Below are 22,539 nucleotides of genomic sequence, written 5' to 3'. Positions count from 1 at the left end.
ATAATGAAATCTATAAAGGTGATTGTAATGAAAATATATGTTCTAAAAAAATATCAAAAATTTATTAATATTTTCTTTATTATTTTTTTTGCTTATATTTTATTTTCATCATCGTTTTCAATTATTGATATTGCGGGTAATTATAGTTTTTTAAATATTACATTAAATTTATTTTATCTTATTTGATCAAGTTTTATTTTTCTCTTTTTTATGGGAATTTTAGTTCAAATTTTGATTAATTTTAAACAATTAAAAAAGACAACAATTTCAGCGTGGAAATTAATTTTATTTTCTAATTGACAAATTATTATTTTATGACTTTGTAATATTGTTTTAATTTCATATATATTATTTTTTGGTTATACTTCAATAATTTTTCAATTGCAAAATATAATTGCATATGAAACAATATATTCTTTTTTATTTATTTTATGCTATGTTTTTTATGCAATTTTTACTATTAGTTTTATTGTAATGCTAATATTGTTTCGCTTATATATAGGTTATTTAAAAAACATTAATGATGTGATTGCTTCTAGTTACTATACATTTTGTAAATGTACTTTAACTAGTATTGTTATTCCCCAACAAAGTCAATTAACAATGTCAATTTTATTAATAATTTATCCAAATTATAATTTTAATCAATGATTTATTAAAAAAACCAGTATTGTTGATAATCTTCGTAAAACAGAATTATTAACACAATTTAAAAAACAAACAACACCACCTAATCTTTATTTTAACTAAATTCAAATATTAACAAAAGAGAAGAAGAAAGAATGTGGAAAAATGACAGGTTTTAAGTTATTATTTAAAAACAATTTTAAAAACATGGTTAAAAATAAAATTCAATTTTTTGGTTTAGTTGTTTTAGTATTTTTGACTAGTTTTATTTTTACAATTATTGAAGTTTCTAAACAACGAGTAGAGAATAATTATAATACTTTTATTTCTGAACAATTAAGTAATCAACATGATTTTGTTGTTAGTTTTACTAATACTACTTATGTTAAAAATTCAAATGGGGAACCAGATCAGTTTGAAAAAATTACAGATAGTGGGGTTCGTCAAAATGCAATTTTAGAATTTATTAACGAACAATTAAAAAATCGAAATGAACATTTTATTTATAATCGTGTTGAAGCACGAACATTTAGTTTTGGAAAAAATAAATTTATTAAAGCAGTAACATTAAATCCTTATCAAGAAATTGATAAACTTATTGTTGCTAATGGAATGCCGTTAAGTTTTTATATGAAATATTTATTATCGATTAATGAAGAAACAATGCATTGGATTTATTTGACGCCTGAGTTTGCTCGTAAAAATAATATTAAAATTAATGATATTATTCGATTACAACCCGATAGATATGGAACAACAATTAAAGTTGCTGATAGTGAATTAAAAGGTGTTGATTTAACTTTATATGAAAGAGAAGATATTAATAAATGATTGCCAAAATCACCATATTCAAATGAAAATTGGTTTCGAGTGGTTGGGTTTGGACAATCAGCGGATTATGTTACACCAATTATTGATGCAGGACATCCGTTTCCAAATATGAAAAATGAAGGAATTGCATATTTAGATCCGCGATTATTTGGCTTAGTTGAAGATACAGCTGGTAATAAATATCCTGTAACAAAGTTAGATTTAACAAAACAAATTTTAATTCCAGAAAGTCAATTAGAACGAGAAATTTATTATGTTGGAAAATTTCAACAGACAAAAGTTGACCAAATGCGAAGTAATTATAGTCAAACAATTAATAATTATTTAAATACTGACCAGGGAAAACATATTGGTTTAAATGGATATTATGTTAAAACACTATCAACTGGTTTACCAATTGCTACGTTTCGGACAGATAATCGTTATGAATTTGCAAAACGAATTACATACTTTACGTCAACATTAAGTGCTTTTATTAGTGGTTCTTATATTTTAATTACAATTTTACTAATTATTTCGTTCTTTGTATTAATTTTAGTTGTTAGTCGACAAATTGATGCAACTGGCCCACAAAATGGATTGTTACGAGCATTAGGATATCGTCGTCGTGTATTAACCTTTAGTTATATTTCCTATCCATTAATGATTGCATTAATTGGGGGAATAGTTGGTTATGGAACGGGAATTAGTGGACAATTTACTGTTAAATATTTATTTGGTTCATATTTTAATTTACCATATGGAAATTTTGTATTTGCACCATTAGCATTAGTAACTTGTGTTTTATTTATTTTTGCTTTACTAACTTGTGTCACAATGATTAGTGGAACAATTATGATGGTTTCAAGAACACCACTACAATTAATTCGTAAAGAAAAAACAGTTTCAAATGGTCGTTTTAAAAAAAATGTTTATAAAATGTTTGCAATTCGCAAAACATTTGCTGCACGATTTCAATCAGTACAATTATCTAATTCAATTGGAAAAATGGTAGGGGTATCTTTAACAATGATTATTAGTACCATTATGATTACGATGTCAACAACAATTCCAATTATCTTACAAAATAATATTCGTTATTCATACGAAGGAGATAATTATAAAACCCTAGTTGAATATAATAGTCCGATTTATAATTTACCAACAACTTTTTTGCGAACATATGATCCAAGTCAAAAACCATGAGATAGTAAAAAAAGTCTTTTAACTAATACAAATATGACAACAGATGTTAATCAATATCTTACTGATTTTGAAACAGGGCAAATTAATTCTGAAAATTTTGCTCCAACTTATCAAGCAGATGATATGCGGTCATTGTTATATAGTAATATTTCAAAAGAATTTTTGCAAAGTAATAAATTAACTTCAAGTGATCCTGGTTTATCCAAAGCAATTTGTAGTACGACATGAGGTTATTACAATGATTTTGCTTTAAATCTTTTAACAAAATCAACCATTGAACAATATTTGCGAACAACAGAAACAGCTCGCGAACATATTGATATTTTAGAAAAATCTCGATTATTTTATTGAAAATATCTGGAAACTGTTGGTTTAAACATTAAACGTGCAGATTATTTTGATTCACGAGGAAATTTAAATCTAAATGATAAGTTAAGAAACAATATTTTTACCCAAAGTGATTATAAACGAGATTTTGGAGAAGGAAATCCAACGATTACATTAGCTAATAATCATTTTCGTCCAGCATTAGAACAACCATTGTCGGTATCGTTTTATGATGTTTTAAATTCAGCAACAGGAAATGAGTTTAATACAAGTTTAAAAAAACCAATGTATGATTTATATAATTGAATTTATGCTTACTTTGTAGAAAATGTTAATCAATGTTTTATTCAAGGAGTATATTCACGTTCTCCGCAAACTGTTCGGTTAAAAATGCAAGAAGCATTTAATCAAAACAATGGTAATTTTAATTTAACCTTCGGAGTAATTCCGTTTAATCCATTAACAGATGATCGGGGAACAATGATTAATGCTGAATTAAATAGTATTGAGTTTAAGATTTACGGAATTAATCGTACATTTAAAAACCAAGCATTAACTAATAAAAATGGTGCGAATTTAAATGAAAAATTATTTACAGCAAGTAATAATATTGTTTTAAATGAATCATTAGCTAAACGCTTAAATGTTACAGTTGGAAATCAAATTAGTCCGTATTTAATTCGCAAAGAATTAGTTGATAGTAATCAAGGTGTTACTTCTGATCAAATTTTACAAGGTTGAGATGGAAGTGATGTAACAGGTGATGATGCTCAAGCACAAGGGCGAGTTGGTAAATTAATGTTTAATGGTGATAATAAATATAAAAATAAGGTTATAGATGAAAATAATGAATATGTTTTAGAAAGTAAAATTGATGCACTTGACCGAAATTTTACAAAACCATCAATTTTAAACGATAAAATTGATGATGGAAGTTATCGAGTAAGTAATCAAATGAACAATCAAACTTTTACAGTTGTTGGTATTACTAATCAATATGGTTCACCACGAGCTTGAATTAATGAAGATAGGGCACAACAATTACTAGGATATGATAAAACACGGAATTATTTATTACAATTGTTTTTAAATGAATGAATTAATTCATTTATCAGGAAGAATCCTGAATTAACACCATCAAGAAAAGAGAGTTTAAACTTGTTAGAAAAATTTATTAAAGACCATTCAAGTACGCCTGTTAATAACTTATGAAATAAGTTTGTTGAATATTGAAGCGTACATCAAAGTGCAGTTAATTGAATTGCTGTCTTTGAAAATGAATATCCGATTTTTAATTATAAAATTTCTAATAGTACTAAAATTGATGATATTGAAACAGGACTAGGAACAAGTCAATTATTTGGTGACTATAGTTTTTATGGTTTAAATGGTGGTATTAGAAGTGAAATTTCTTATCCACCATATGCAAATAGTACTTTTGGCAGTTTAATGCCAATTGCTTCAGCACAAGCAATTTTAGGAAATATTTCAAAAGCAGTTAATGCGATTATCTTCTTTATTATTGGAATTTCGTTTGTATTAAGTTTTATGATTATTATTTTAACAAGTAATATTGTTATTGCAGAAAACCAAACAATTATTGCAACAATGAAAGTATTAGGATATCGAAATCGTTATATCACAAAATTAGTTATTGGAATGTATATTCCTATTATTGTAATAATGACAATTGCCGGTTTTGGCTTTGGATGATTATTCTTAATTATTTCTAATATGATATTAATTCGAATTGGAATAGTTTTACCACTGTTTATGAATGTCATGATTCCATTTATTGCAATTGGAAGTGGATTATTATTATACTTTATTGCATATTTAATTAGTTGATTCAATATGAATCGAATTAATCCATTGATTGCAATTATGAATGCGGATTAAGGAGGAATTAAAATGAAAAAATTATTAGCAACTATTGCCGTTGGAATTCTAGTTTCAGGACCAGTAATGTCTGTAGTTAGTTGTACTAAAAATGATAATTGAAATAATATTCCAGTTGATCCACCAGTTTTGTCAGTTGAAGTAACTGGTTTTGTTGGAGTTGATTTTAAAACAATTGATCCACAAAATAATAAACAAACTATTCCTGAATTATTCCAGCAATTAGAGCAATTGTTTCAAGGAGCAAAATGAAACTTTGATCAGTTAATAAAAAATTATAAATTTAATAATCAATCAAAACCAATTGATAAAATTGATTTGTATCGTAATGGTCAATATGAATTGAACTTTAGTGATGGAACAAATTTAAATACAATAAAAATTAATAAAACAGTAAAAACTTCAAACCATTTAGATGATAAAGTAAAGAGTATTGATTTAGGACAAATTACTGATGCACGACCAAAAACAATTTTAATTGCCGCTATTTTTAACAATATGCAACTTATTTCAGAATTAGATAAGTTTGGTGAGTATTTTATTGGGCCACAAACATCAGAAATATGAAACCGACAAATTGAGCAAATTGATAAAATTATGATTGAACCCGATCAAACTGGAGCAACTTTAATTTCAGGAAAAGACCATTGGTCAGAAGATAATAACCCAAGAACAGATTATTATGGTTCAGTTAAAGTGTCTTTTTCTGTTGTCCCACCTGAACCTCCAATAGTAAAAGAGGATTTAGGACAAATGAAGTTAACAACAAATTTAGGTAAATTACCAAAAGTAAATATTTTACAAGTAATGATGATGTTTATTAGTGTTAATTTTGTTAGCCAGTTAAATCGACTAAGTGCTTTATTAAATGATTTATATTTAGAAATTAACCCTGATAACAAAGGTGGAACAATTACTGCTTATGATAAATCAGAATACTATACTGGTAGTGTTAACATAAGTTTTAGTTAATTACATATTAATAAAAACCGCTAATTAGCGGTTTTTATTTGTGATTTTTATTTTAGTGGTTAATAAAAATTATTTGCAATAATTTTATAATTATAATAATTTGAATAAAATATTTATTTTTAATTTAATAATATGATATAACTAAATTCCTTTTTTAGAATAAATGTGGTATAATTATAATAGAAAAAATGGTTCCATAAGAAAATTCTATGATGTAATAATTATAAAATGTATTAAATTATTTTAAATTAATTATATAAGGATTTTTTATGTTGAAAGATATTTTTTATATTGTCGAAGAAGAAATGTGCAATAAATGTTGAAATCAATTAGCACAAGCAATAAAAGAAGTTAAAAATAATAACGCGCAATTAAATAAATTAATTTTATTTTTAAAATTCATCATACTAGTATTTAATTTATTTTTAAGAGTCTTTTCATGATAAGTTGCTTTCTTAACCAAAACACCTTTACAATAATGTGATATATCACCTTCAATATGACAACCAATATTATTTCATAATGTTTGATTTCTGACACCTTCTTCATTATTTTTAATTAGTCTAATTGTCTCTTTTAAGAATTTCATTTTTGATTCTTTTATAAAAGAAGCACTATTTTTTAAGCATTCTAATAATTCTTCATATTTAGCATTAAAAAAATAATCAACCGTTTTATGATATGTTTCTTTATTTTGTTTGTTTTTACTTTGATAGGGATATAATTTTTTAAATCTACTTGTAAGATGAAATTTATCTATCGTGTAATGTACTTTTATTTTTAGGGAAATATTCTTGAATAAATTTTTCCCATATTTTTAACTCAAGGTGCACCATCTCCTAATACCATAAATTCAATATTGTCATTAATATCATAATAACTTGTAATTAATGTAAGTAATTTATTAACAAAATTTGTTAATTTACTATTTGTATTATGTAAATTCAAGCAGCAAAATCTATCTCTTGTTAATTTGATGATAACATCATTTTTAACAAATGCAACTCTTTTTTTAAAAAAATAAAATATTTTATAAATATAACTTAATTTAACCATATTTAAACACACTAAAAAAGCATTTATTAAAATTTTAATTAATAAATTCTTTAAATATTCTGTAAAAACATTTCTTTTGCACTTATTCAATTTAAACACGGTCGGAGTTTTTCATTTATAACATTAACTACTCAATCAATTATTTTCTGACTAACATTATTAAAATCAGTTCCCTTAGGAAAGCGTTTTCTAAATTCGCGGTTAATTCTTTCAATTAATGGTTTTTGTTTTGGTGAACCAGGGTCACAATAATAAACATTAAAACCAGTAATTTTTTCCATCTCTTCAAATTTACTAAATTCTTTTCCTCTATCTGTTATTATTCCTTTAATTTTTCCAACTAAACCATTAATTCTAACTAATTCTTCAAGTTTTTCTAAAACTTCATTAGCAGTATGATTTTCTAATTTCATAGCAAAGTATTTTTTACTTGATTGTTCTACTAAAACTAAAACAGCAGATTGATGGTCTTTTCCAACAACAGTATCCATTTCTAATCATCCAACATTAGAAACTTTATTTTCAATATCTTAAATTGACCTAAATCTTTCATCTAATTTACCACGATTATCAGGTCTTTTCTTTGTTCTATTTTTTCTACCACCATTTAATAAATTTTTTCTTTAACAAACCCAAAAAACCTAAATGAATTCATTTATAAAATGTTTTAAGACAAGCAGGAAATTTAATCCCAAACTTTATTAAAAAACGCTGAATAATTTCTGCTGGTGTATCACCAAAAATATTAAATCTTAAATTTAATAATTTTTGTTGTTATTCTGTAAATATAGGTAGTTTTTTAATACATTTTTTTACGCTTTTTAAAATAATCTTTATGTGCTTCAACTGGTGTATAATCTTCTATATTTTTAAATCTTTTAATTTCTCTTTTAATAGTATTCACACTGCGATTTGTTTGTCTTGCAATTTCAGATAAATTAAGCGTACCATTTTTCTTTTTACAAACATTAGAAGATAATAAATCCTTAAATAAATTTCGTTCATAATATTTTAGATGTGTATAATCTTTCATATATTCTGTCTCCAATCTTTTTAAAATTATTTATACACTATTTTTAAAAAACTATTGACAATTATTTTTAAAGTTATACAATTAATTTATAACAAGTTGCGAATATCTGTCTCTATACTTGTTTTACAAAAAAAAGACTTGAAAAAGTCTTTTTTTAATTGTTTATTGTAAAGATGCAATTAGGTAATTCCAACCTTGTTAATATGATATTATACCTTTTATCAAAAAATGCAATATTTTTTCAAAAAAAATAATTTTTTTAAATATGAGTTAATATTTAAGCACGACAAAAAGAAAAGTTTGCTACAAATATATAATTTATATTTAAAAAAATTAAATATTAATATTTTGTAAAAATACCTCTTTGGAGGATAATCAATCTAAACTCGGTCGCGGCTTTTCATTAATAATTTTCATAACTTTATTAATTTCTTTTTGAGTAACAGTATTAAAATCAGTTCCCTTAGGTAAATACTCTCTAATATCTCTATTTATTCTTTCAACTTTTGCTTTTTGTGTAGGAGTTCCAGAATCACAAAAATAAACATTAGCATTAGTAATTTTCTCTATCTCTTTTCATTTACTAAATTCTTTACCTTGATCTGTAATAATTCCTTTTATATTTACTTTATAAAGTTTATTTCTAATAATACTTTTAAGAGCTTTATTAACCTCTTCTGAATTATGTTGATTTAATTTAAAACAAATCGTATATAAACTTTTTTCTTCGGTAAAAGTTAAACAAGCAGACTTATGTTCTTTTCCAACAATACAATCCATTTGAAATCAACCAAAAGTTCCCTTTTCATGTTCTGCTTCTTCAATAAATCTAATATTAGTTAATTGACCACGATCATCTTTTTTCTTTTTTGTTTTATATTTTTTACCTTTAAATGGTAATTTTTTCTTAATTTCAGTATTTTCATCATCAAAAACCCCATATTCAATATATTTATAAAGTGTCACATGTGAAAATGGAAACTTTTCATTATACTTTTTTTCATATTCATAAATAATTAATCTTGGTGAATAACTTTTTTTACTTAAAATTTTTCTTACATAATTTACAACTTTTGTTGAAATTATAGTATATTTAATAGATTTTTTTCTTTTCTTTTTATAATCATCATTTGCTTTTTCAGGATTATATTCTTCTTTAAGTCTTTCAGCCTCTAATCTAATTGTATTAGTTCTTTTATTCATTACTTTTGCTATTTTAGAATAATTAGGTGTACCATTTTTCTTTTTAAATGTTTCTGATATTAAATATTCTTTTAATTTATATCTTTCATCAAGACTAAAATGTTTATATTTTTTCTTTTTCATAAGATTTAACCAACCTTTCCAAAAATATTTTTATCATAAAATTTAAAATTTTGTTGACATTTTATTAAAAGATGTTAGGATGGTGATGTAATTTAATACAAGTAGGATTATCCAACCTTAAATCTCTTGTTTAAAAATTACTAAAAATAAAGACTTGCAAAAGTCTTTTTTTATTTTACTTTTTTATATTTTTTTGTAGAATGGTGATGACAAAAAGAGGTAAAAAAGATGCAAAAAGAGGTAAAAAAGACGGTAACAAAGGTAACAAAGGTACCAAAAGGATGATGAAATAGTGTAAAAGAGCGTCAGATTAAAGATAAATTAACAAAATTTGATGAATATTGTAAAGAAAATAATATTAAACTTGCTACAAAAGAAACCTTATTAATCTTTTGTAATTTAGAAGAAGATGAATATAATACCTTAAAAGACGCTAATTTATTAGCATTTAATGAACTTAAAATGAAAATAAGAATATTAGAAAATAATATAAAATTACATCTCTTAAATGAAACTAAGGGGGGTGTATCTGTATATGCTCAGTATTATGGTCGTGAAAATGAAAGTGAAATAAATTATGCTCTCCCAGTAATTAACATAACAGATGGGAGAAACATATAATGGCAATGTTATATGAATATAGTTATCTTAATAAGATAGTAATTAGTTTGTTAAATAATACTGAATATATTGCAGATGAGATTAATTTAGCAGGTAGTCGTAAAGCAGGTAAAACATATTCTATTGATGAATTAATAGCATTATTAAGTTGTGTAGTATTAGCACATAAAGATAAAAAAATAGCAATATATGGTTTTAGATTAAATAGTGCTGATACTGCTGAAATGCAACAAGATATTCAAGATGCATTAGATAAAATAGGTTTAATTCTTAATCCTACTAAAAAATGAAAAGGTGGTCATTATCAATATAATGCTAGGTTTAATAAACCTACTTGATTATTTCCTAATGGTAGTTTTATTAAATTACAAGGAGCAAGAAAAAGTAATTCATCGCAAGTATTAGGTAAAGGAACAGCACGAGCAAATGGTGCTGATTTATGTATTATTTGATTAGAGGAAGCAAATGAATTTAGTAAAGCAGAAAAAGAAGCAATTATGCAAGCAGTTCGTGATTATAAAAAAATGATATTAATTACAAGTACTAATCCTGATAGTATTTATCAAGATCATATTGATTATTTAAATAAATTAATGCCATTTAATCGTAAAGAATTAGAAAGTAATGGTGAGCAAATATCTAAATTAATAGTGCCAGCCTTAGATCCTAAAACAGGTCAAAAAGCATATGATAAAAAAGTAATTAATCATTATACTAATTATTTAATTAATAAAGATAATTTAAATTATGATGAATTAATGAAATTATATGAATTAAAAGCAAGAATGACCTAAAAAATATGAGGTTTGAGGAATTGGAATGCCAGGTGCATTAGATGGTAGTATTTTTGCTAATTATTTATTTAGTAAATTATATGATTTTGAACCAGTTAATTTTAGAGCAGGCTTAGATTTAGGTTATGCTGAATCACCATTAGGACATGCTACTCATGCAATTTTAATGGGAATAGATAAAGATTATAAAAAAATGGCACCATTAATGGAATATAAACATAGTAATGCTGAAATGGTACAAAAAGATATAATGAAAGTTTTACATGAAATAGTACATTTTTATATAATATGTGCTACACAATGAAATGATTTATATAATGGTTTAGAAATAAATGTTGATACTGGTGGTGGTCATTTAGTAGAGGTTAATACATTAAATAATATTAGACGAAAGTTTTTCCCTGATGCTAATTGATTAAGATTTAAATCAGTTAATAAAGAAATATGATATAGAACTGATAGAATTGATGCTATAATCATCCTGCTAAATAAGAATTATTTACAAATTAGTCAAAGATTAACACCAGAATTATTTAAAGATATGTTAAAAATGGAATGAAGAAAACCGCCAGCAAATAAATCTACTTATAAATTAGAAGATAATAAATTATTTGATGATGGTTTCGATGCTATGACTTATGCTGTTATGGATATAATGGAATATTTTATAAAAACACTAGATAATCCATTTTTAATAAGTAAACAATTTGGAAAGCGAGGTTAAAATTATGGCAAAAAAACAAATTAAAAGAAATGTTGAAAAAATGCGAATGGATAAAAATATTTGTTGAATGATAATTGATGGTAAAGAATGTTTTAAAAAAGTAAGTAAAAATTGAAATGGTATTGGTGTTCCTGCTTGTGAAGAACATACTAAAATATTTCAAGAATTAATGAAAGAAACTTATGATTATGGTGTAAATAATCAAAAAGAATATTTAGATCAATATGAAAAAGGTTTTAAAAAAGGTATTGAAGAAACTAGAACTGAAATTAAGAAAAAATATCCACAAGTTTACAAAAATTAAAATGATGGTAAGATGGTGACGATAGTTTTTGAAATTTTCTATAAAAAAATAATGGAGGGATTAAAGTATGTCAAACTTTAAATATGAATATAAAGAAAATATGACACAAGATGAAATTAATGCTTTATTAGAACAAAAAGAAAAGCAAATATTATCTAATGTCTTACCAAGTGTAGAAACTCGTATTAAAAAATGTACATCTTGATAACCATTTAATGCATAATGATTAAATATGTCTAAAAATATATTCAGTTAATTCTTGTTTATTTTCTTCTTTAAATTTTTGAACATTATATGCTAAAATACTTTCATTTTTAAAATCATCTCCTTTTAAAGGAAATTGAAATGTAATTATCATTTATTATTCACGCTCCTTACTAGGTAATTTGTCATATTTAGAATTATCTTTTAAATCAATTATTTTTTTTCAACCACAAGTTAAGCACCGATTAAAAAAATAATCATCTCCACAATTCATACAATGAGCAAATTCTTTAAAATCTTCTTTATATAATATTTGTTGTTTTAATTCATCAAGTTCTTTTTTAAGTGCTTCATTTTCTGCTTTAAGTTTGTCAAATTTAATTGATTCTGTTATATTCATTATTCATCCTCCTCAATAACAATTAATTGGTCTAATTGTTTTTTGTAATTCTAGCACCTACTAAACAAGCATTTTCTAAATTAGCACATCATAAATCAGCACCTCTTAAATTAGCACTTTTTAAATCAGCATCTTTTAAATTAGCACCAGCTAAAACAGTACGAGTTAAATTAGGGCAATTTAAAAAAGCACCTTGTAAATCTAATAATTCAATTCTTAAATATTCTCTTATTTTTCAATTTTCAACAGTAACTCCTGTTAAATCTTTAATTAAATCTTGTAATGTTTTCATTTTATAATTCCTCCAATTTTTTATTTTCAATTTCAATTTCATAACGATACATAATAGCCAAACCATAATCTTTATAGCAATCTGGATAGTTATCAAACATTTCATTTAATAAATCTTTTAAATTCATATTATTTATCTCCTTTAATCATTTTTTGATAAATTCTTAAATAGTTGATTTCATAATGGATTATTTACAACTTCATCTATTGCTTTTTTAATATCTTCGTCACTTTTTTCTCAAATAGTATCAATGTCAGTTTGACTGGTTTTAAATTTTGCTTCTTCTAATTTTTTATCTAAATAATTATCAATATCTTTTTTAGCAACATATTTTTTCATATTATTTATCCTACTTTAATATAAGTTCCAAGAATTCCAGTTTCTTTTTTAATTTTTCTATGTAATTATTTATTGATACAGTGTTATCTTTTTTATCTATTGTGATTAAGAATTCCATTTCTTTATTAAAAATCTTAATTGCATCATATTCATCATATCTTCCAAATCCATAGGCAATTTCATAACAATATTCATCATCTAATTTATTAATAATTTCTTTTTGAAATTCTGATAATTGTAAATTTATAATTTCTTTCATAATTATTTATTTCCTTTTCATTCAATATCTTTTAAATCAATAATTGCCGTTGATAAGCCATAATTATTATTTTCAATTTTTTCTCGTACTTTTGCTTCTTCTAGTGTGTAATAAGCATAAGTAGTTAAATATTCATTTTTAATAATTAATAAGTATTTTTTAGTCATAATTTAATTCCTCCTAATTCTTTTTAGTATTTAATGCTCAATGTTCATCAGTAATTTCATTGTGGGTAAGGATATATTTATTTTGTTTATCACATTTAAAGCAATAACCTCAATATTTTTTTTAAGACAATATTTCTTTTTCATATAAACCTCCTAGTTTTAACTCGCTGGCACTCACTCGCAAGTGAAAGTGCCGAAGCGAGAATTAGTTATATAAGTATTTATCTATTTATTTACTACGCCATCCGCTTCACTGGGGGTGAGCGGTGGCGGTATGTTAATTGTTCTATATTTTGTATTTTGTAAATATACAACTATTTTTATTTGTTTGACGCCAGAACATATGTCTCTCTTCATCCGCACCATTTCAGGTCAAAGCTTTGAGTTTTTAAATTAAATCTACTCGCACCTTGAAGAGCCTAATGCTATACGCAAATTTATTTATAAAGTGGCCATCTCAATATTTATTGTCGTTCGATGTTGACCTCGCACTTATCACGACTATCGCTTGTTAAAGCGTCTATTATTTCCGGACTTATTACCGTTGGGCTAGACCGCCTATGTGAAAAAAACACTTAGTTATTTTAAATAACCGTCCCACTCTGCTATTAAGTTGTTTTTCAAAAGTTGTTTTTTACGGGTTCATCGTACAGGACGCCTAATTTAATAGGGTTGCTTTTTTTAAAAAAAAGCGTATAATTACTTTTAGTGTTAGAAAATTAGACATAAAATATGTGAGGATTATGATGTTATATCGATTAAAAAATTCAATTATATGAGCAGATATTTTAAGTTTTAGTTTTGGTTTCTTAGGAGTTACTTTTGGAATTCTAAGTGTTTTAGCGTTAGAACTATTTTGAAGTCTTGATGCTAATATTCGTGATGCTCAATCGTTTGCTTTAACAGCAACAACCATTTGTTGTGATAGTTTAAGTGTTTTTAAGTGCGATGGTTGCTTATTATTTAGGATTAAAATTATATAATAGAACAAAAAATGAAACACGAAATGATAAACCATAAGTTTTAAAATGTGAACGTTATTCATTTTATTGTGATTTTTGAAGTTTTATCTTTGGGATTATTGGTTTAATTTTTGGAATTATTAGTTTTGTCACATTGTTTTTAACTTTCTTTAATGAATATACTTCATGATGAACAACAATAACTTCAGTTTGTTTTGATACCATATCATGTGCTTTAGTCGGCGTTGCAATGGGTTATTTTAATAAAGGAGTTAAATTAACAAAATAGAATTTTAAAATTTTTTCTTTTTTTGGCAATTATTTCGTTATAATATAATTAACTGGGTTCAATGGAAATAATTTAATAGTTTTAAAATAATTATCAATTAGAAGGAAAAAATATAATGTTAAAAAATCTTTCAAAGAAAATAAAGTTTATTTGACTAGGAATTTTAAGCGGATTTCTTAGTATTTTTTTAATTCTAGGAATTGGGTTAACCCTGCCTGGAATGGGATTAGAATCTTTAAAATTTATTAATAGTTTAAAAAATCAAATTCAACGAGCATTTCCACAGGGAAAGTTTGTAATAAATAGTAAGATTAAAATTTATGAAACGCTAACTAATACTGTTTTAAAATCATCATATGAAGCTGATATTTTATCATCGTTAAATTTTTATGAAAAACCAGATGAAAATGAAACAATCAAACAGGAGTATTTACAGTTTTCCGAGACATGATTTTATAATCACTGGGGGCCAACCATCAAAAAGCACGAAAATATTGATTTATATGATGTTGGGCTTGATTTAATTGAATTTAATAAAACAGTTGCCGTTAAATTTCATTCGTATGGGTATGTTAATACTGGCACTCAATGAATGTTTAAAAGTGGTGGGATTCAACAAATGTTTAGTGCAGGGTTAAAAGAGCATGCATTAATCCAAAAAACAATTAATAATCAAGAAGATTATAATCAAATGGTTGATAATGGTGGACCTGATATCAATGGGTTAGTTGTCAACAAATCAATTGGAACCTATCTTGTTAATAATAAAGTTTGATTTTTAAATATGCAATTAAAAAATCTTGCTTATGTTATGACAGCAATGGGGGGTGAAAGTGTTTTTGTTAATTCGGCTTTAACACCACAAGATATTATTGCGCCAATTATTGTGGATGATTTATATCACCCAAATTTTGTTAGTGCATTAGATGCAACAAGAGCAGGAACTGTTTTTATTTTAATGTGACAATTTTTATTACTTAGCATTGGACCAATTATTATTATCATTATTAGAAAAAAGAATTAACAAAGGAGAAAAAAATATGAAAAGATTTTTTACTTTACTTGCTGTTTTGAATGTAACAACAGGGAGTACTATTATTGTTACGAGTTGTGCGATTGAACAAGGCTGACATCTCAATCCTGATGATTCGTTATTATTAATTGGAAAAGATATTGATAAATCAAAAGCAATTGATGATGCAAAAAGTAATTTACAATTTACAAATTATTATATTTTAGGGGATAGTTTAAGTGATTCGCATGGAATTGAAAAACTAATAAAAAATAGTTTTAAATTAGATATTAAAATTGGAACTGATGATCCAAGTGATTTAGAAAATTATCAAAATGGCAGTTTAACAAATGGAAATACAGCAGCTGTTTTATTAAATGATAAACTTGGTTTTGATGAAATTAAACCAGGAATTCCAAATGATCTTGATAGTGATTTTGGACGCAATTATGCAATTGCTGGGGCAACTGCTGCAGATGTGGCAGGAACAGTAGGGGTATTATTAAATCGTGTTACAATTGAAAAACAAGCTCAAGCATTAGTTAGCCAGCACAAGTTGCGTTCTACAGACTTAGTTTTATTTGAAATAGGGGGCAATGATTTGTTTCAAATTATTGATACAACAGATCCACAGGTGGAGTTAGCAATGATGCAACAAAGTGTTGAACGAATTAAAGTAGCATTATTTACCTTATTAAATAATGGGGTTCGAAAAATATTATTTTCTGATGCACCAAATGTCAGTATAATTCCACGTTATAATAGCAATAGCCAAGATTCGGATGAGAATTTAAAAAAACGTGCAAATAATATAGCAACCGAATTTCATTCCCGTGTAACAAAAATGATTGAGTTAGCAAATAGCTATTACAATAATGCAATTCGAAATTGAGGACTATATGATAATTTGCCTGTTTTAATGACAGAATTTAAAACGCGTCATCCGCAGAGCAATGTAACAGTTAATTTTAATAATTTAAATTTAGATTTTATGAAAATTATTGAAGAAGAAAAGTTAAATGCGCAACGTAATCCAGCCTTACCATCCAATGCTAATGTTGATGATTATTTCTTTTTTGACATTGTTCATCCAACAAGAGAAGTTCATCAGTTAGCAATGGAACATTATTATCAAACTGTAAAGGAGTGAACTTAACATGAAAAAGTTATTAGCGTATTTAGGGAGCTTGACATTACTAACAACTTCAGTTGCCCCAACGATTGGGTGTCTTAATCCTAAAAGTAATGCTCAACCATTACGCCATTATCAAGCAAGTTTAGATGCCTTAAATAGTCAAGTTGCCAAAATGGCTTACATTAGTGATCAACATAAATATGATTTTAATTATTTAATGTATCAGTTTGCTCAACCAATGTATTTAAAAGACTTACCAACACAACCAGCCAAACAGGAAAACTTCCAAGAATATAATCGCTATGCTGAATTATTTAGTCGATATTATGGGAATGCTTATTTAAAAAGCGATTTAAAAACAAATTTAAACTTAACCAATTCTTTTAAACCAGAACAAGCAAATAAAATGATTTTAAATGTTGCTCAATGAGGTTCACAAATTTTTAATATTCTTACTAAAGAAGGATTACATGGTTTATTAACATTAATTGCAAACGGTCATTTATTAAATGAGTTCTTATCACCAACGATTTTAAAATTTGCAAGTGATATTCTTGACCAAGAAACATTAATTTCTTTCCGTAATGCTTTTGATGATTCAATTTACCAAGGAATAACTTATCAAGAATCCTTGACATCGGGAATGATTGGTCTTGTTAATGCTGTCAATGAATTAACAGGGAAGTCAGAACGATTTGACTATAAAAATAAAACAAATTTACAAGCAACAGCAGACAACTATATAACAGCGTTAAAGACCTTTGGAACAACAATTGTCGAAATAATGCAACAAAAAATTAATTTTAAATTTAATCTAATTAATAATTTGACAGCAATTAGTGAAGTCATTCGGTTTAGTCGCATTGTCCTAAATTATTTACAACAATTTGATGCAAATCAAGATGTGACATGAAATGATATTGTCAGAGTTCGCTCGGCTTCTTATAAACTTGATTCAAAAATAGATTTACAACAAATTATGCGGAATTTATCACAATTATTAGGAGATTCAACCGGGAAGGGATTACGAACATTAATGGCCATTTTATTGCAAAGTTCTGAACATCATCAAATTAGTCCGACGCTTTGAAAAAATCTTCCCTTTTTAGTAACAGAAGATTTAACACCAGCTGGGTTATCCGCTTTTGGTAAAGTTATCATTAATATTTATCAACCCCTTGATTTATTTGGAACAAAAGGTTATACAGGAAATTTAGTATGAGATTTAATTAATACAATCGCGGCTGGTGAAACATTAAATGATATGGTTACTTTTTTAAAAAAATCATTAGTTGAAAAGAACTTACCAGAAAATTTAAAACCAATTATCACCAAAATTATTGATAATCCAAATGCGGTTAATGATTTATTCTTGGAATTATATCACGGTGATATCTTAGGTGATATTTTGACAATGTTATTACCAAATTCATCTGTTTCAAAAATTAAAAATTTAAAAATGGTTTTTACAGAACCATTACAAAATTGATTACCAAATAACGAATTAACTAATTTTATTAAACATAAAAGTATTTTTGAAGTTTGTAAAGAAATAACCGCAGCAATAACTGAACCAGCATTTATTGATGCAAAAGATGTTTATCATCTATTTGACCAGTTTTTAACACCAACTACGAATCAGTCATGACTTTTACGTGATGCCTTATTAAACCCAGATCGTTTTTTAGAAATATTAGGATTTAAAGATAAGAGAATTATTGACAATAGTCCCTTATTTTATTTAAATCATATTTTAGAAAACATCAAAGGAATCAATGGTGTTTTTACAACTTTAACAAAATATCTTACTGATTTTAATAAAAGTCAAAATGTTATTTTACAAGAAATGCAAAAGACTATTGCTAAAATAGATGTTACTGTTCTAGCACAACCAATGGATAATGTTTTTGAATATCAAATTAATGGTAAAACTATTACAATTACTGTTGAATTACATAATAATAAGTATTTTATTAGTAAAATTATAATGAATTAAAGATGCTAAAAGGTTATGATTTATAGAAAATAATAACCTTTTTTATTGAAAATTGTAGAAACCACATACATTTTGTATTTTTGGTTTTTACAGTTTTGGAAAGTAAATTTTTTTAATATTTTTAATTGAGGAGTTGAAATTATGCAAACAAAGCAATATTTTATTTTGCAGTCGCTAGTGAAAAATTATGGTAAAGATAATGTTATTAATACTGTTAATAAGATTGCAAAAGATATTGAAATTAAAAAGTAAAAGAATAAATTATTCCGCGTAATTTATTAGCGGAATAATTTATTCAGTAGTGTTTTTAATGGAGCGAAGCGACAACGAGCGGAGCGAGTTTGCAAATTTCAATTTTTTAGTTTTTAGAAAGGAGATGTAATATGCCAACTTTATTAACGACAATATTTAGTGTTGTTATTATATTAGGGATTTTTGTTTGAATTGGTTTATCAATTTATCAAAAAATTAAACAAATTCGAGGAAAGAAAAAAGAAAAAAAAAGAAATTGAAAGAAAGGAGAGTAATAAATAATGCTAGGTATGTATTTAACAACAGCGTTTAATTTTTTTAACAGCACCTACACCTAAAACTATGACTGAGGGTATGACTGGGATTTGAAAGGGTTTGACTAGTGCATTATGAAAAGTTAAAGAAGGTATAACAAATATTTTACCTGAGATAATGGTTTTCTTAGGTGAAGCGTGAATTATATTAATTCCATTTGCTATATTTTGTATTATTAAAATCTTAAACTTTTTCCGTGTTATGGTTAAAGGATTTTAATATTTATTATAATCGATTATATATCTTAGTTAAGGCACACTAGGAAGTTTTAGTGAAATAATTGTTTTAATTGGTGATACCATTCATGATAATCAAAAAATAGATGGTATCACATTTGTAAAAAATGAATTTATTAAATAGAAAAATGAACTTATTATATTTACTATTAAAGTTCTTAATAGTTATTTTCAGTGTGCCAATTTTTATTATTTTTATATTTAACAATGTTTATTAACAATGTTTATTAACAATGTTTATTAACAGTGTTTATTAAACATTAAATAAACAATATATTAGCATTATATATAACATTGTTAATAATCAGTGTTTATTACAATTAAAAAACATTATATAAACATTATTTATAACATTGTTTATTAAACAAATATTTAGTTAGGAGATTATATTATGGATATGAAATTTAAAACAACTAAGGAATATAAAAAAATAAAGAGAGATTTTATTTTTTTCAATTTGTGTTTTGGTTTTTGTTATTTTTTAATTTTCATTTGTTCTGGTTTTTCTATTGTTGTTATAATTTGGTCTTTAAATGTAGGAGATATTATTTATATTTTAATTTCCTTTTTCTGTTTAATAGCTTCTGTTTCCTTTTTATCATTATTGATTATAGGTCATATAATACAAGTTAAGGAATTTAGAGTTACAGTATTTAAGAAGCAATTATTACCGTTAGAAATTATTAATAATGGAGTATTAGGAAAAGGCACAATGTTAAGACCAGTAAGACGAGGAGATGATAAAATTGAGTAATTTTGTTAAGAAAAATCAGAATATAGAAAATTATTTTATTAGTAAGGAATTTATCCCTTTTAAGACAGATAAAGCAAGTTTTATAAATTTGCCTAATCATAATCGCCATATTGTTTTTTGGTTGAGTAATAAGTTTATTTATTCGAGTGAAAAACATTCGGAACAAGTAGCAATCGGTTTTATTTATGATAATTCTTACCCTATTGTAAAATATGATGAAAATTTAAAGCGAAATATTTGAAAATATTTAACTGGAACAGAATTAATCAATTTATATAATCAATATAAACAAAATTATTTTACTAAAATGAAAAAAGCTTTATTTTTAAGTGAACCTAAAAAAGTAAAAGCAAATAATAACAATAATAATTTAACAAATTGAAGTGTTGAAAAAGAACAAGAATTAATTAATGATTTAGAAAGTTTAAATTAAATGAGTTTATATGATTATTGAGTTCAATTTGTTAGTTATATTATTGGTGCAAATGCCCCTGAGTTTTTATATGTTATATCGTTTGTGTTATTTATTGTTTTGTTTTTTGGAATGTTTTTTAAACTTATTCAAAAAATGTGGAGTTTTTAAATATGCAAAATGATTGAATTAAATTAAAAGAGTTTTTTATTCATGTCTTTTTGTTTATAGATAAAACGAATGTTGAAAGTATTACAATGTGGAATTTAACGCAAAATGAATATTTAACTTTAATGGTTGGTGTTTGAATTGTGATTTTGTTTTTAACTTGGTTTTTCTTGTGAATGGTTTTTAAAATAGTTGGGTATTTTAAATAATGAAAAAATTTATATTTTTCTTTAAAAATTGTTGTTATATTAGTGGTTCAATGCTTTTGTTTAGTTTAATTGATTTATTACTTTGGATAATTTCTTTGTATTGTGTTGGTTTAGTATTTTGAATATTATTTGCTTTGCAATGTGTATATTTTGTGTGATGATTGTGAAAAAATATTTTTTATCAGTTAAATGCTTTTCGGTTAGTGAATTTTGTTTGAGATAATCCGTTATCGGTAATTATTGGTAAGTTAGGAACTGGTAAAACATTACTTTTAACTTATTTGTCGCAAACTATGAAATTATTGACAGATGAAATTTATAGTAATTATCCGTTAGAAGATGATAAAGTTAAAGTTTTAACATTTAAAAATTTAGATTTTACCGATCGAACAAAACTAGTCCCACCCGATGATAGTGTTATTTTATTTGATGAAAGTTATTTGTATATTGATGGAACTAGTCCTCACGATGAGAAAAAAGTTCATAGTGGTAAAATACCGTGAATTGTTTTAGCGAGACATTTTGGACATCGTGCGTTGTTTACTGTTCAGCGTGAGGGTATGATTTGAAATAATATTCGCCAGTTAGCAAGTGGAATTATTATTCCAATTTTATTGAAAAAACCCGTTGCTAAAAAAGGATTTAATTTTTTTAATCGTTTCTTTATTATGCGAATGGGAATTTTTCAAGATATAACGAATTATGAAATTTGAAAAACAAAATCAGTAGAACGAACAGCAGAAGGTAAAAGAGTAAAACATAAGTCGGATGTTGGGTTAGGAATTCGGTTTTTTAAAATAATTATTCCCCTTGAATTCGCTAATAAGTATGATAGTCAATGGTTAAAGTTTGTGCGTGATTTAAAAAATGATGAAATTGTTAATAAAAAAGAATATTATTGGTCAGAAATCACAAAATTAAGCGTTAAAGAACGATTGGAATTATTTGATATTGATATTTTGAAAAAGAATTTAAAACCTAAAAAAGAGAAAGGAAATAGTAAAGATGATTAATTTATTAGTTGAAAATAATAATAATAGTAATTGAGACAAGATTTTTAGTTTTGTTTTTGATATATTTTTGTTTATTTTTGATGTAATTTGAAATACAAAATTACCGATGACAAATACGTCAATTGCTTATTTTTTAATCTTTTTTATGGTTATTAAGTTATCGATTTATGCAATTCACGGGACATCAACACAATATAATAATTTAGGTTCAACAGTTAATAATGGTGTTTCGCAAGTATATTCGTCAACTGTACGAAAAGGTATTAATGTTGGTAAAAATGTTTATCAGAATAGTAATATGTAGTATACCACACACATTTTAAAGATTACAAGAAAATAACAAAAATAATAAAAATATTTATTTATAATAAAAAAATATCATAAAATAAATAAAAAATATAAAATTAAACACACTAAAAAATAATT

Annotated in this window: 29 protein-coding genes and 3 pseudogenes; 20 read left to right on the top strand and 12 right to left on the bottom strand. The window is 25.2% G+C overall.

Annotated features, from left to right (window positions below):
• Positions 1 to 27: 27 nt before the first annotated feature.
• The 3 genes from SDAV_RS01440 to SDAV_RS01430 are packed head-to-tail and all read left to right on the top strand — an operon-like array spanning position 28 to position 5,841.
• Positions 28 to 750 carry a hypothetical protein gene (locus SDAV_RS01440; RefSeq protein WP_114564270.1) on the top strand — a complete coding sequence of 241 codons (723 nt, stop codon included), beginning with the start codon at positions 28 to 30 and terminating at the stop codon, positions 748 to 750.
• A 42-nt stretch (positions 751 to 792) separates the two neighbouring features.
• Entirely contained in the window at positions 793 to 4,869 is a 4,077-nt protein-coding gene (locus SDAV_RS01435; RefSeq protein WP_114564269.1) for an ABC transporter permease, read from the top strand.
• Positions 4,870 to 4,881: 12 nt separating this feature from the next.
• Entirely contained in the window at positions 4,882 to 5,841 is a 960-nt protein-coding gene (locus SDAV_RS01430; RefSeq protein WP_114564268.1) for a hypothetical protein, read from the top strand.
• Positions 5,842 to 6,127: 286 nt separating this feature from the next.
• Here SDAV_RS01430 and SDAV_RS01425 read toward each other — a convergent pair whose 3' ends face one another.
• The 4 genes and pseudogenes from SDAV_RS01425 to SDAV_RS01410 all read right to left on the bottom strand — a co-directional run bounded on the left by SDAV_RS01425 (position 6,128) and on the right by SDAV_RS01410 (position 9,256).
• A complete protein-coding gene (locus tag SDAV_RS01425; RefSeq protein ID WP_114564267.1) occupies positions 6,128 to 6,430 on the bottom strand; it encodes a hypothetical protein in 303 nt (100 codons plus the stop codon).
• A 191-nt stretch (positions 6,431 to 6,621) separates the two neighbouring features.
• Positions 6,622 to 6,897, bottom strand: a complete 276-nt coding sequence (locus SDAV_RS01420; protein WP_151202495.1) for a hypothetical protein — start codon at positions 6,895 to 6,897, stop codon at positions 6,622 to 6,624.
• 50 nt (positions 6,898 to 6,947) lie between these two features.
• Positions 6,948 to 7,930 (bottom strand): annotated as a pseudogene (locus SDAV_RS01415) (IS30 family transposase).
• Positions 7,931 to 8,263: 333 nt separating this feature from the next.
• Positions 8,264 to 9,256, bottom strand: a complete 993-nt coding sequence (locus SDAV_RS01410; RefSeq protein WP_114564265.1) for an IS30 family transposase — start codon at positions 9,254 to 9,256, stop codon at positions 8,264 to 8,266.
• Positions 9,257 to 9,484: 228 nt separating this feature from the next.
• Here SDAV_RS01410 and SDAV_RS01405 point away from each other — a divergent pair, with 228 nt between their 5' ends.
• From SDAV_RS01405 to SDAV_RS11710, 5 genes are all read left to right on the top strand, one after another.
• Positions 9,485 to 9,877: a hypothetical protein gene (locus SDAV_RS01405; protein ID WP_114564264.1), complete on the top strand. Its 393-nt coding sequence runs from the start codon at positions 9,485 to 9,487 to the stop codon at positions 9,875 to 9,877.
• Positions 9,877 to 10,671, top strand: coding sequence for a phage terminase large subunit (locus SDAV_RS01400; protein ID WP_114564263.1), 795 nt, complete (start codon positions 9,877 to 9,879; stop codon positions 10,669 to 10,671). Before SDAV_RS01405 ends, SDAV_RS01400 begins: the two co-directional genes overlap by 1 nt.
• A gap of 25 nt (positions 10,672 to 10,696) precedes the next feature.
• A complete protein-coding gene (locus SDAV_RS01395; RefSeq protein ID WP_114564262.1) occupies positions 10,697 to 11,395 on the top strand; it encodes a hypothetical protein in 699 nt (232 codons plus the stop codon).
• A gap of 4 nt (positions 11,396 to 11,399) precedes the next feature.
• Entirely contained in the window at positions 11,400 to 11,699 is a 300-nt protein-coding gene (locus SDAV_RS01390) for a hypothetical protein (protein WP_114564261.1), read from the top strand.
• 67 nt (positions 11,700 to 11,766) lie between these two features.
• A complete protein-coding gene (locus SDAV_RS11710; RefSeq protein WP_186823431.1) occupies positions 11,767 to 11,907 on the top strand; it encodes a hypothetical protein in 141 nt (46 codons plus the stop codon).
• 18 nt (positions 11,908 to 11,925) lie between these two features.
• On the opposite strand, the gene SDAV_RS13870 is transcribed toward SDAV_RS11710, so the two are convergent.
• The 8 genes from SDAV_RS13870 to SDAV_RS13860 form a co-directional block, all read right to left on the bottom strand.
• Positions 11,926 to 12,057, bottom strand: coding sequence for a hypothetical protein (locus SDAV_RS13870; RefSeq protein ID WP_281268822.1), 132 nt, complete (start codon positions 12,055 to 12,057; stop codon positions 11,926 to 11,928).
• A 3-nt stretch (positions 12,058 to 12,060) separates the two neighbouring features.
• Positions 12,061 to 12,303 (bottom strand): hypothetical protein, encoded by a 243-nt coding sequence (locus tag SDAV_RS01385; protein ID WP_114564260.1) that lies wholly within the window; start codon positions 12,301 to 12,303, stop codon positions 12,061 to 12,063.
• Positions 12,304 to 12,334: 31 nt separating this feature from the next.
• Positions 12,335 to 12,595, bottom strand: a complete 261-nt coding sequence (locus SDAV_RS01380) for a pentapeptide repeat-containing protein (protein WP_222611558.1) — start codon at positions 12,593 to 12,595, stop codon at positions 12,335 to 12,337.
• A gap of 1 nt (position 12,596) precedes the next feature.
• Complete coding sequence (locus SDAV_RS13865) at positions 12,597 to 12,722, bottom strand: hypothetical protein (RefSeq protein WP_281268821.1); 126 nt, start codon at positions 12,720 to 12,722, stop codon at positions 12,597 to 12,599.
• 14 nt (positions 12,723 to 12,736) lie between these two features.
• The gene (locus SDAV_RS01375; RefSeq protein WP_114564258.1) at positions 12,737 to 12,934 is read right to left on the bottom strand and encodes a hypothetical protein; all 198 of its coding nucleotides are present in this window, start codon (positions 12,932 to 12,934) and stop codon (positions 12,737 to 12,739) included.
• 10 nt (positions 12,935 to 12,944) lie between these two features.
• A complete protein-coding gene (locus SDAV_RS01370; RefSeq protein WP_114564257.1) occupies positions 12,945 to 13,193 on the bottom strand; it encodes a hypothetical protein in 249 nt (82 codons plus the stop codon).
• A 2-nt stretch (positions 13,194 to 13,195) separates the two neighbouring features.
• Positions 13,196 to 13,360, bottom strand: a complete 165-nt coding sequence (locus tag SDAV_RS11705; RefSeq protein WP_155522072.1) for a hypothetical protein — start codon at positions 13,358 to 13,360, stop codon at positions 13,196 to 13,198.
• Positions 13,361 to 13,585: 225 nt separating this feature from the next.
• Entirely contained in the window at positions 13,586 to 13,717 is a 132-nt protein-coding gene (locus SDAV_RS13860; RefSeq protein ID WP_281268820.1) for a hypothetical protein, read from the bottom strand.
• Positions 13,718 to 14,106: 389 nt separating this feature from the next.
• Here SDAV_RS13860 and SDAV_RS12800 point away from each other — a divergent pair, with 389 nt between their 5' ends.
• The 12 genes and pseudogenes from SDAV_RS12800 to SDAV_RS01310 form a co-directional block, all read left to right on the top strand.
• The gene (locus SDAV_RS12800) at positions 14,107 to 14,343 is read left to right on the top strand and encodes a hypothetical protein (RefSeq protein ID WP_245938444.1); all 237 of its coding nucleotides are present in this window, start codon (positions 14,107 to 14,109) and stop codon (positions 14,341 to 14,343) included.
• Positions 14,344 to 14,726: 383 nt separating this feature from the next.
• Entirely contained in the window at positions 14,727 to 15,635 is a 909-nt protein-coding gene (locus SDAV_RS01360) for a hypothetical protein (RefSeq protein WP_114564256.1), read from the top strand.
• Positions 15,636 to 15,651: 16 nt separating this feature from the next.
• Positions 15,652 to 16,779: an SGNH/GDSL hydrolase family protein gene (locus SDAV_RS01355; RefSeq protein WP_114565573.1), complete on the top strand. Its 1,128-nt coding sequence runs from the start codon at positions 15,652 to 15,654 to the stop codon at positions 16,777 to 16,779.
• 1 nt (position 16,780) lies between these two features.
• Entirely contained in the window at positions 16,781 to 18,754 is a 1,974-nt protein-coding gene (locus SDAV_RS01350) for an MOLPALP family lipoprotein (RefSeq protein ID WP_114564255.1), read from the top strand.
• Between the two features lie 383 nt (positions 18,755 to 19,137).
• Positions 19,138 to 19,200, top strand: a pseudogene (locus SDAV_RS14565) (hypothetical protein); the annotation flags it as partial.
• The gene (locus SDAV_RS14560) at positions 19,190 to 19,288 is read left to right on the top strand and encodes a hypothetical protein (RefSeq protein WP_408641548.1); all 99 of its coding nucleotides are present in this window, start codon (positions 19,190 to 19,192) and stop codon (positions 19,286 to 19,288) included. The pseudogene SDAV_RS14565 and the gene SDAV_RS14560, both read left to right, overlap by 11 nt.
• Before the next feature lie 72 nt (positions 19,289 to 19,360).
• Positions 19,361 to 19,540, top strand: coding sequence for a hypothetical protein (locus tag SDAV_RS01335; RefSeq protein ID WP_245938442.1), 180 nt, complete (start codon positions 19,361 to 19,363; stop codon positions 19,538 to 19,540).
• Between the two features lie 408 nt (positions 19,541 to 19,948).
• Complete coding sequence (locus SDAV_RS01330; RefSeq protein ID WP_114564253.1) at positions 19,949 to 20,311, top strand: hypothetical protein; 363 nt, start codon at positions 19,949 to 19,951, stop codon at positions 20,309 to 20,311.
• Positions 20,295 to 20,744, top strand: a complete 450-nt coding sequence (locus SDAV_RS01325) for a DUF3627 domain-containing protein (protein ID WP_114564252.1) — start codon at positions 20,295 to 20,297, stop codon at positions 20,742 to 20,744. The genes SDAV_RS01330 and SDAV_RS01325 overlap by 17 nt, the downstream gene beginning before the upstream one ends.
• A gap of 152 nt (positions 20,745 to 20,896) precedes the next feature.
• On the top strand, positions 20,897 to 21,100 hold the full coding sequence (locus SDAV_RS01320; protein WP_071937469.1) for a DUF2649 domain-containing protein: 204 nt from the start codon (positions 20,897 to 20,899) through the stop codon (positions 21,098 to 21,100).
• On the top strand, positions 21,100 to 22,113 hold the full coding sequence (locus tag SDAV_RS01315; protein WP_114564251.1) for a hypothetical protein: 1,014 nt from the start codon (positions 21,100 to 21,102) through the stop codon (positions 22,111 to 22,113). The genes SDAV_RS01320 and SDAV_RS01315 overlap by 1 nt, the downstream gene beginning before the upstream one ends.
• A pseudogene (locus SDAV_RS01310) lies at positions 22,106 to 22,369 on the top strand (hypothetical protein); the annotation flags it as partial. The gene SDAV_RS01315 and the pseudogene SDAV_RS01310, both read left to right, overlap by 8 nt.
• Between the last annotated feature and the right edge of the window lie 170 nt (positions 22,370 to 22,539).

It is taken from the genome of Spiroplasma phoeniceum P40, from assembly GCF_003339775.1.
GTDB classification, from domain to species: Bacteria; Bacillota_I; Bacilli_A; order Mycoplasmatales; family Mycoplasmataceae; genus Spiroplasma; species Spiroplasma phoeniceum.
The sequence above is the reverse complement of the archived record's forward strand: the minus strand, read 5'-3'. Positions and strand labels throughout refer to the sequence as shown.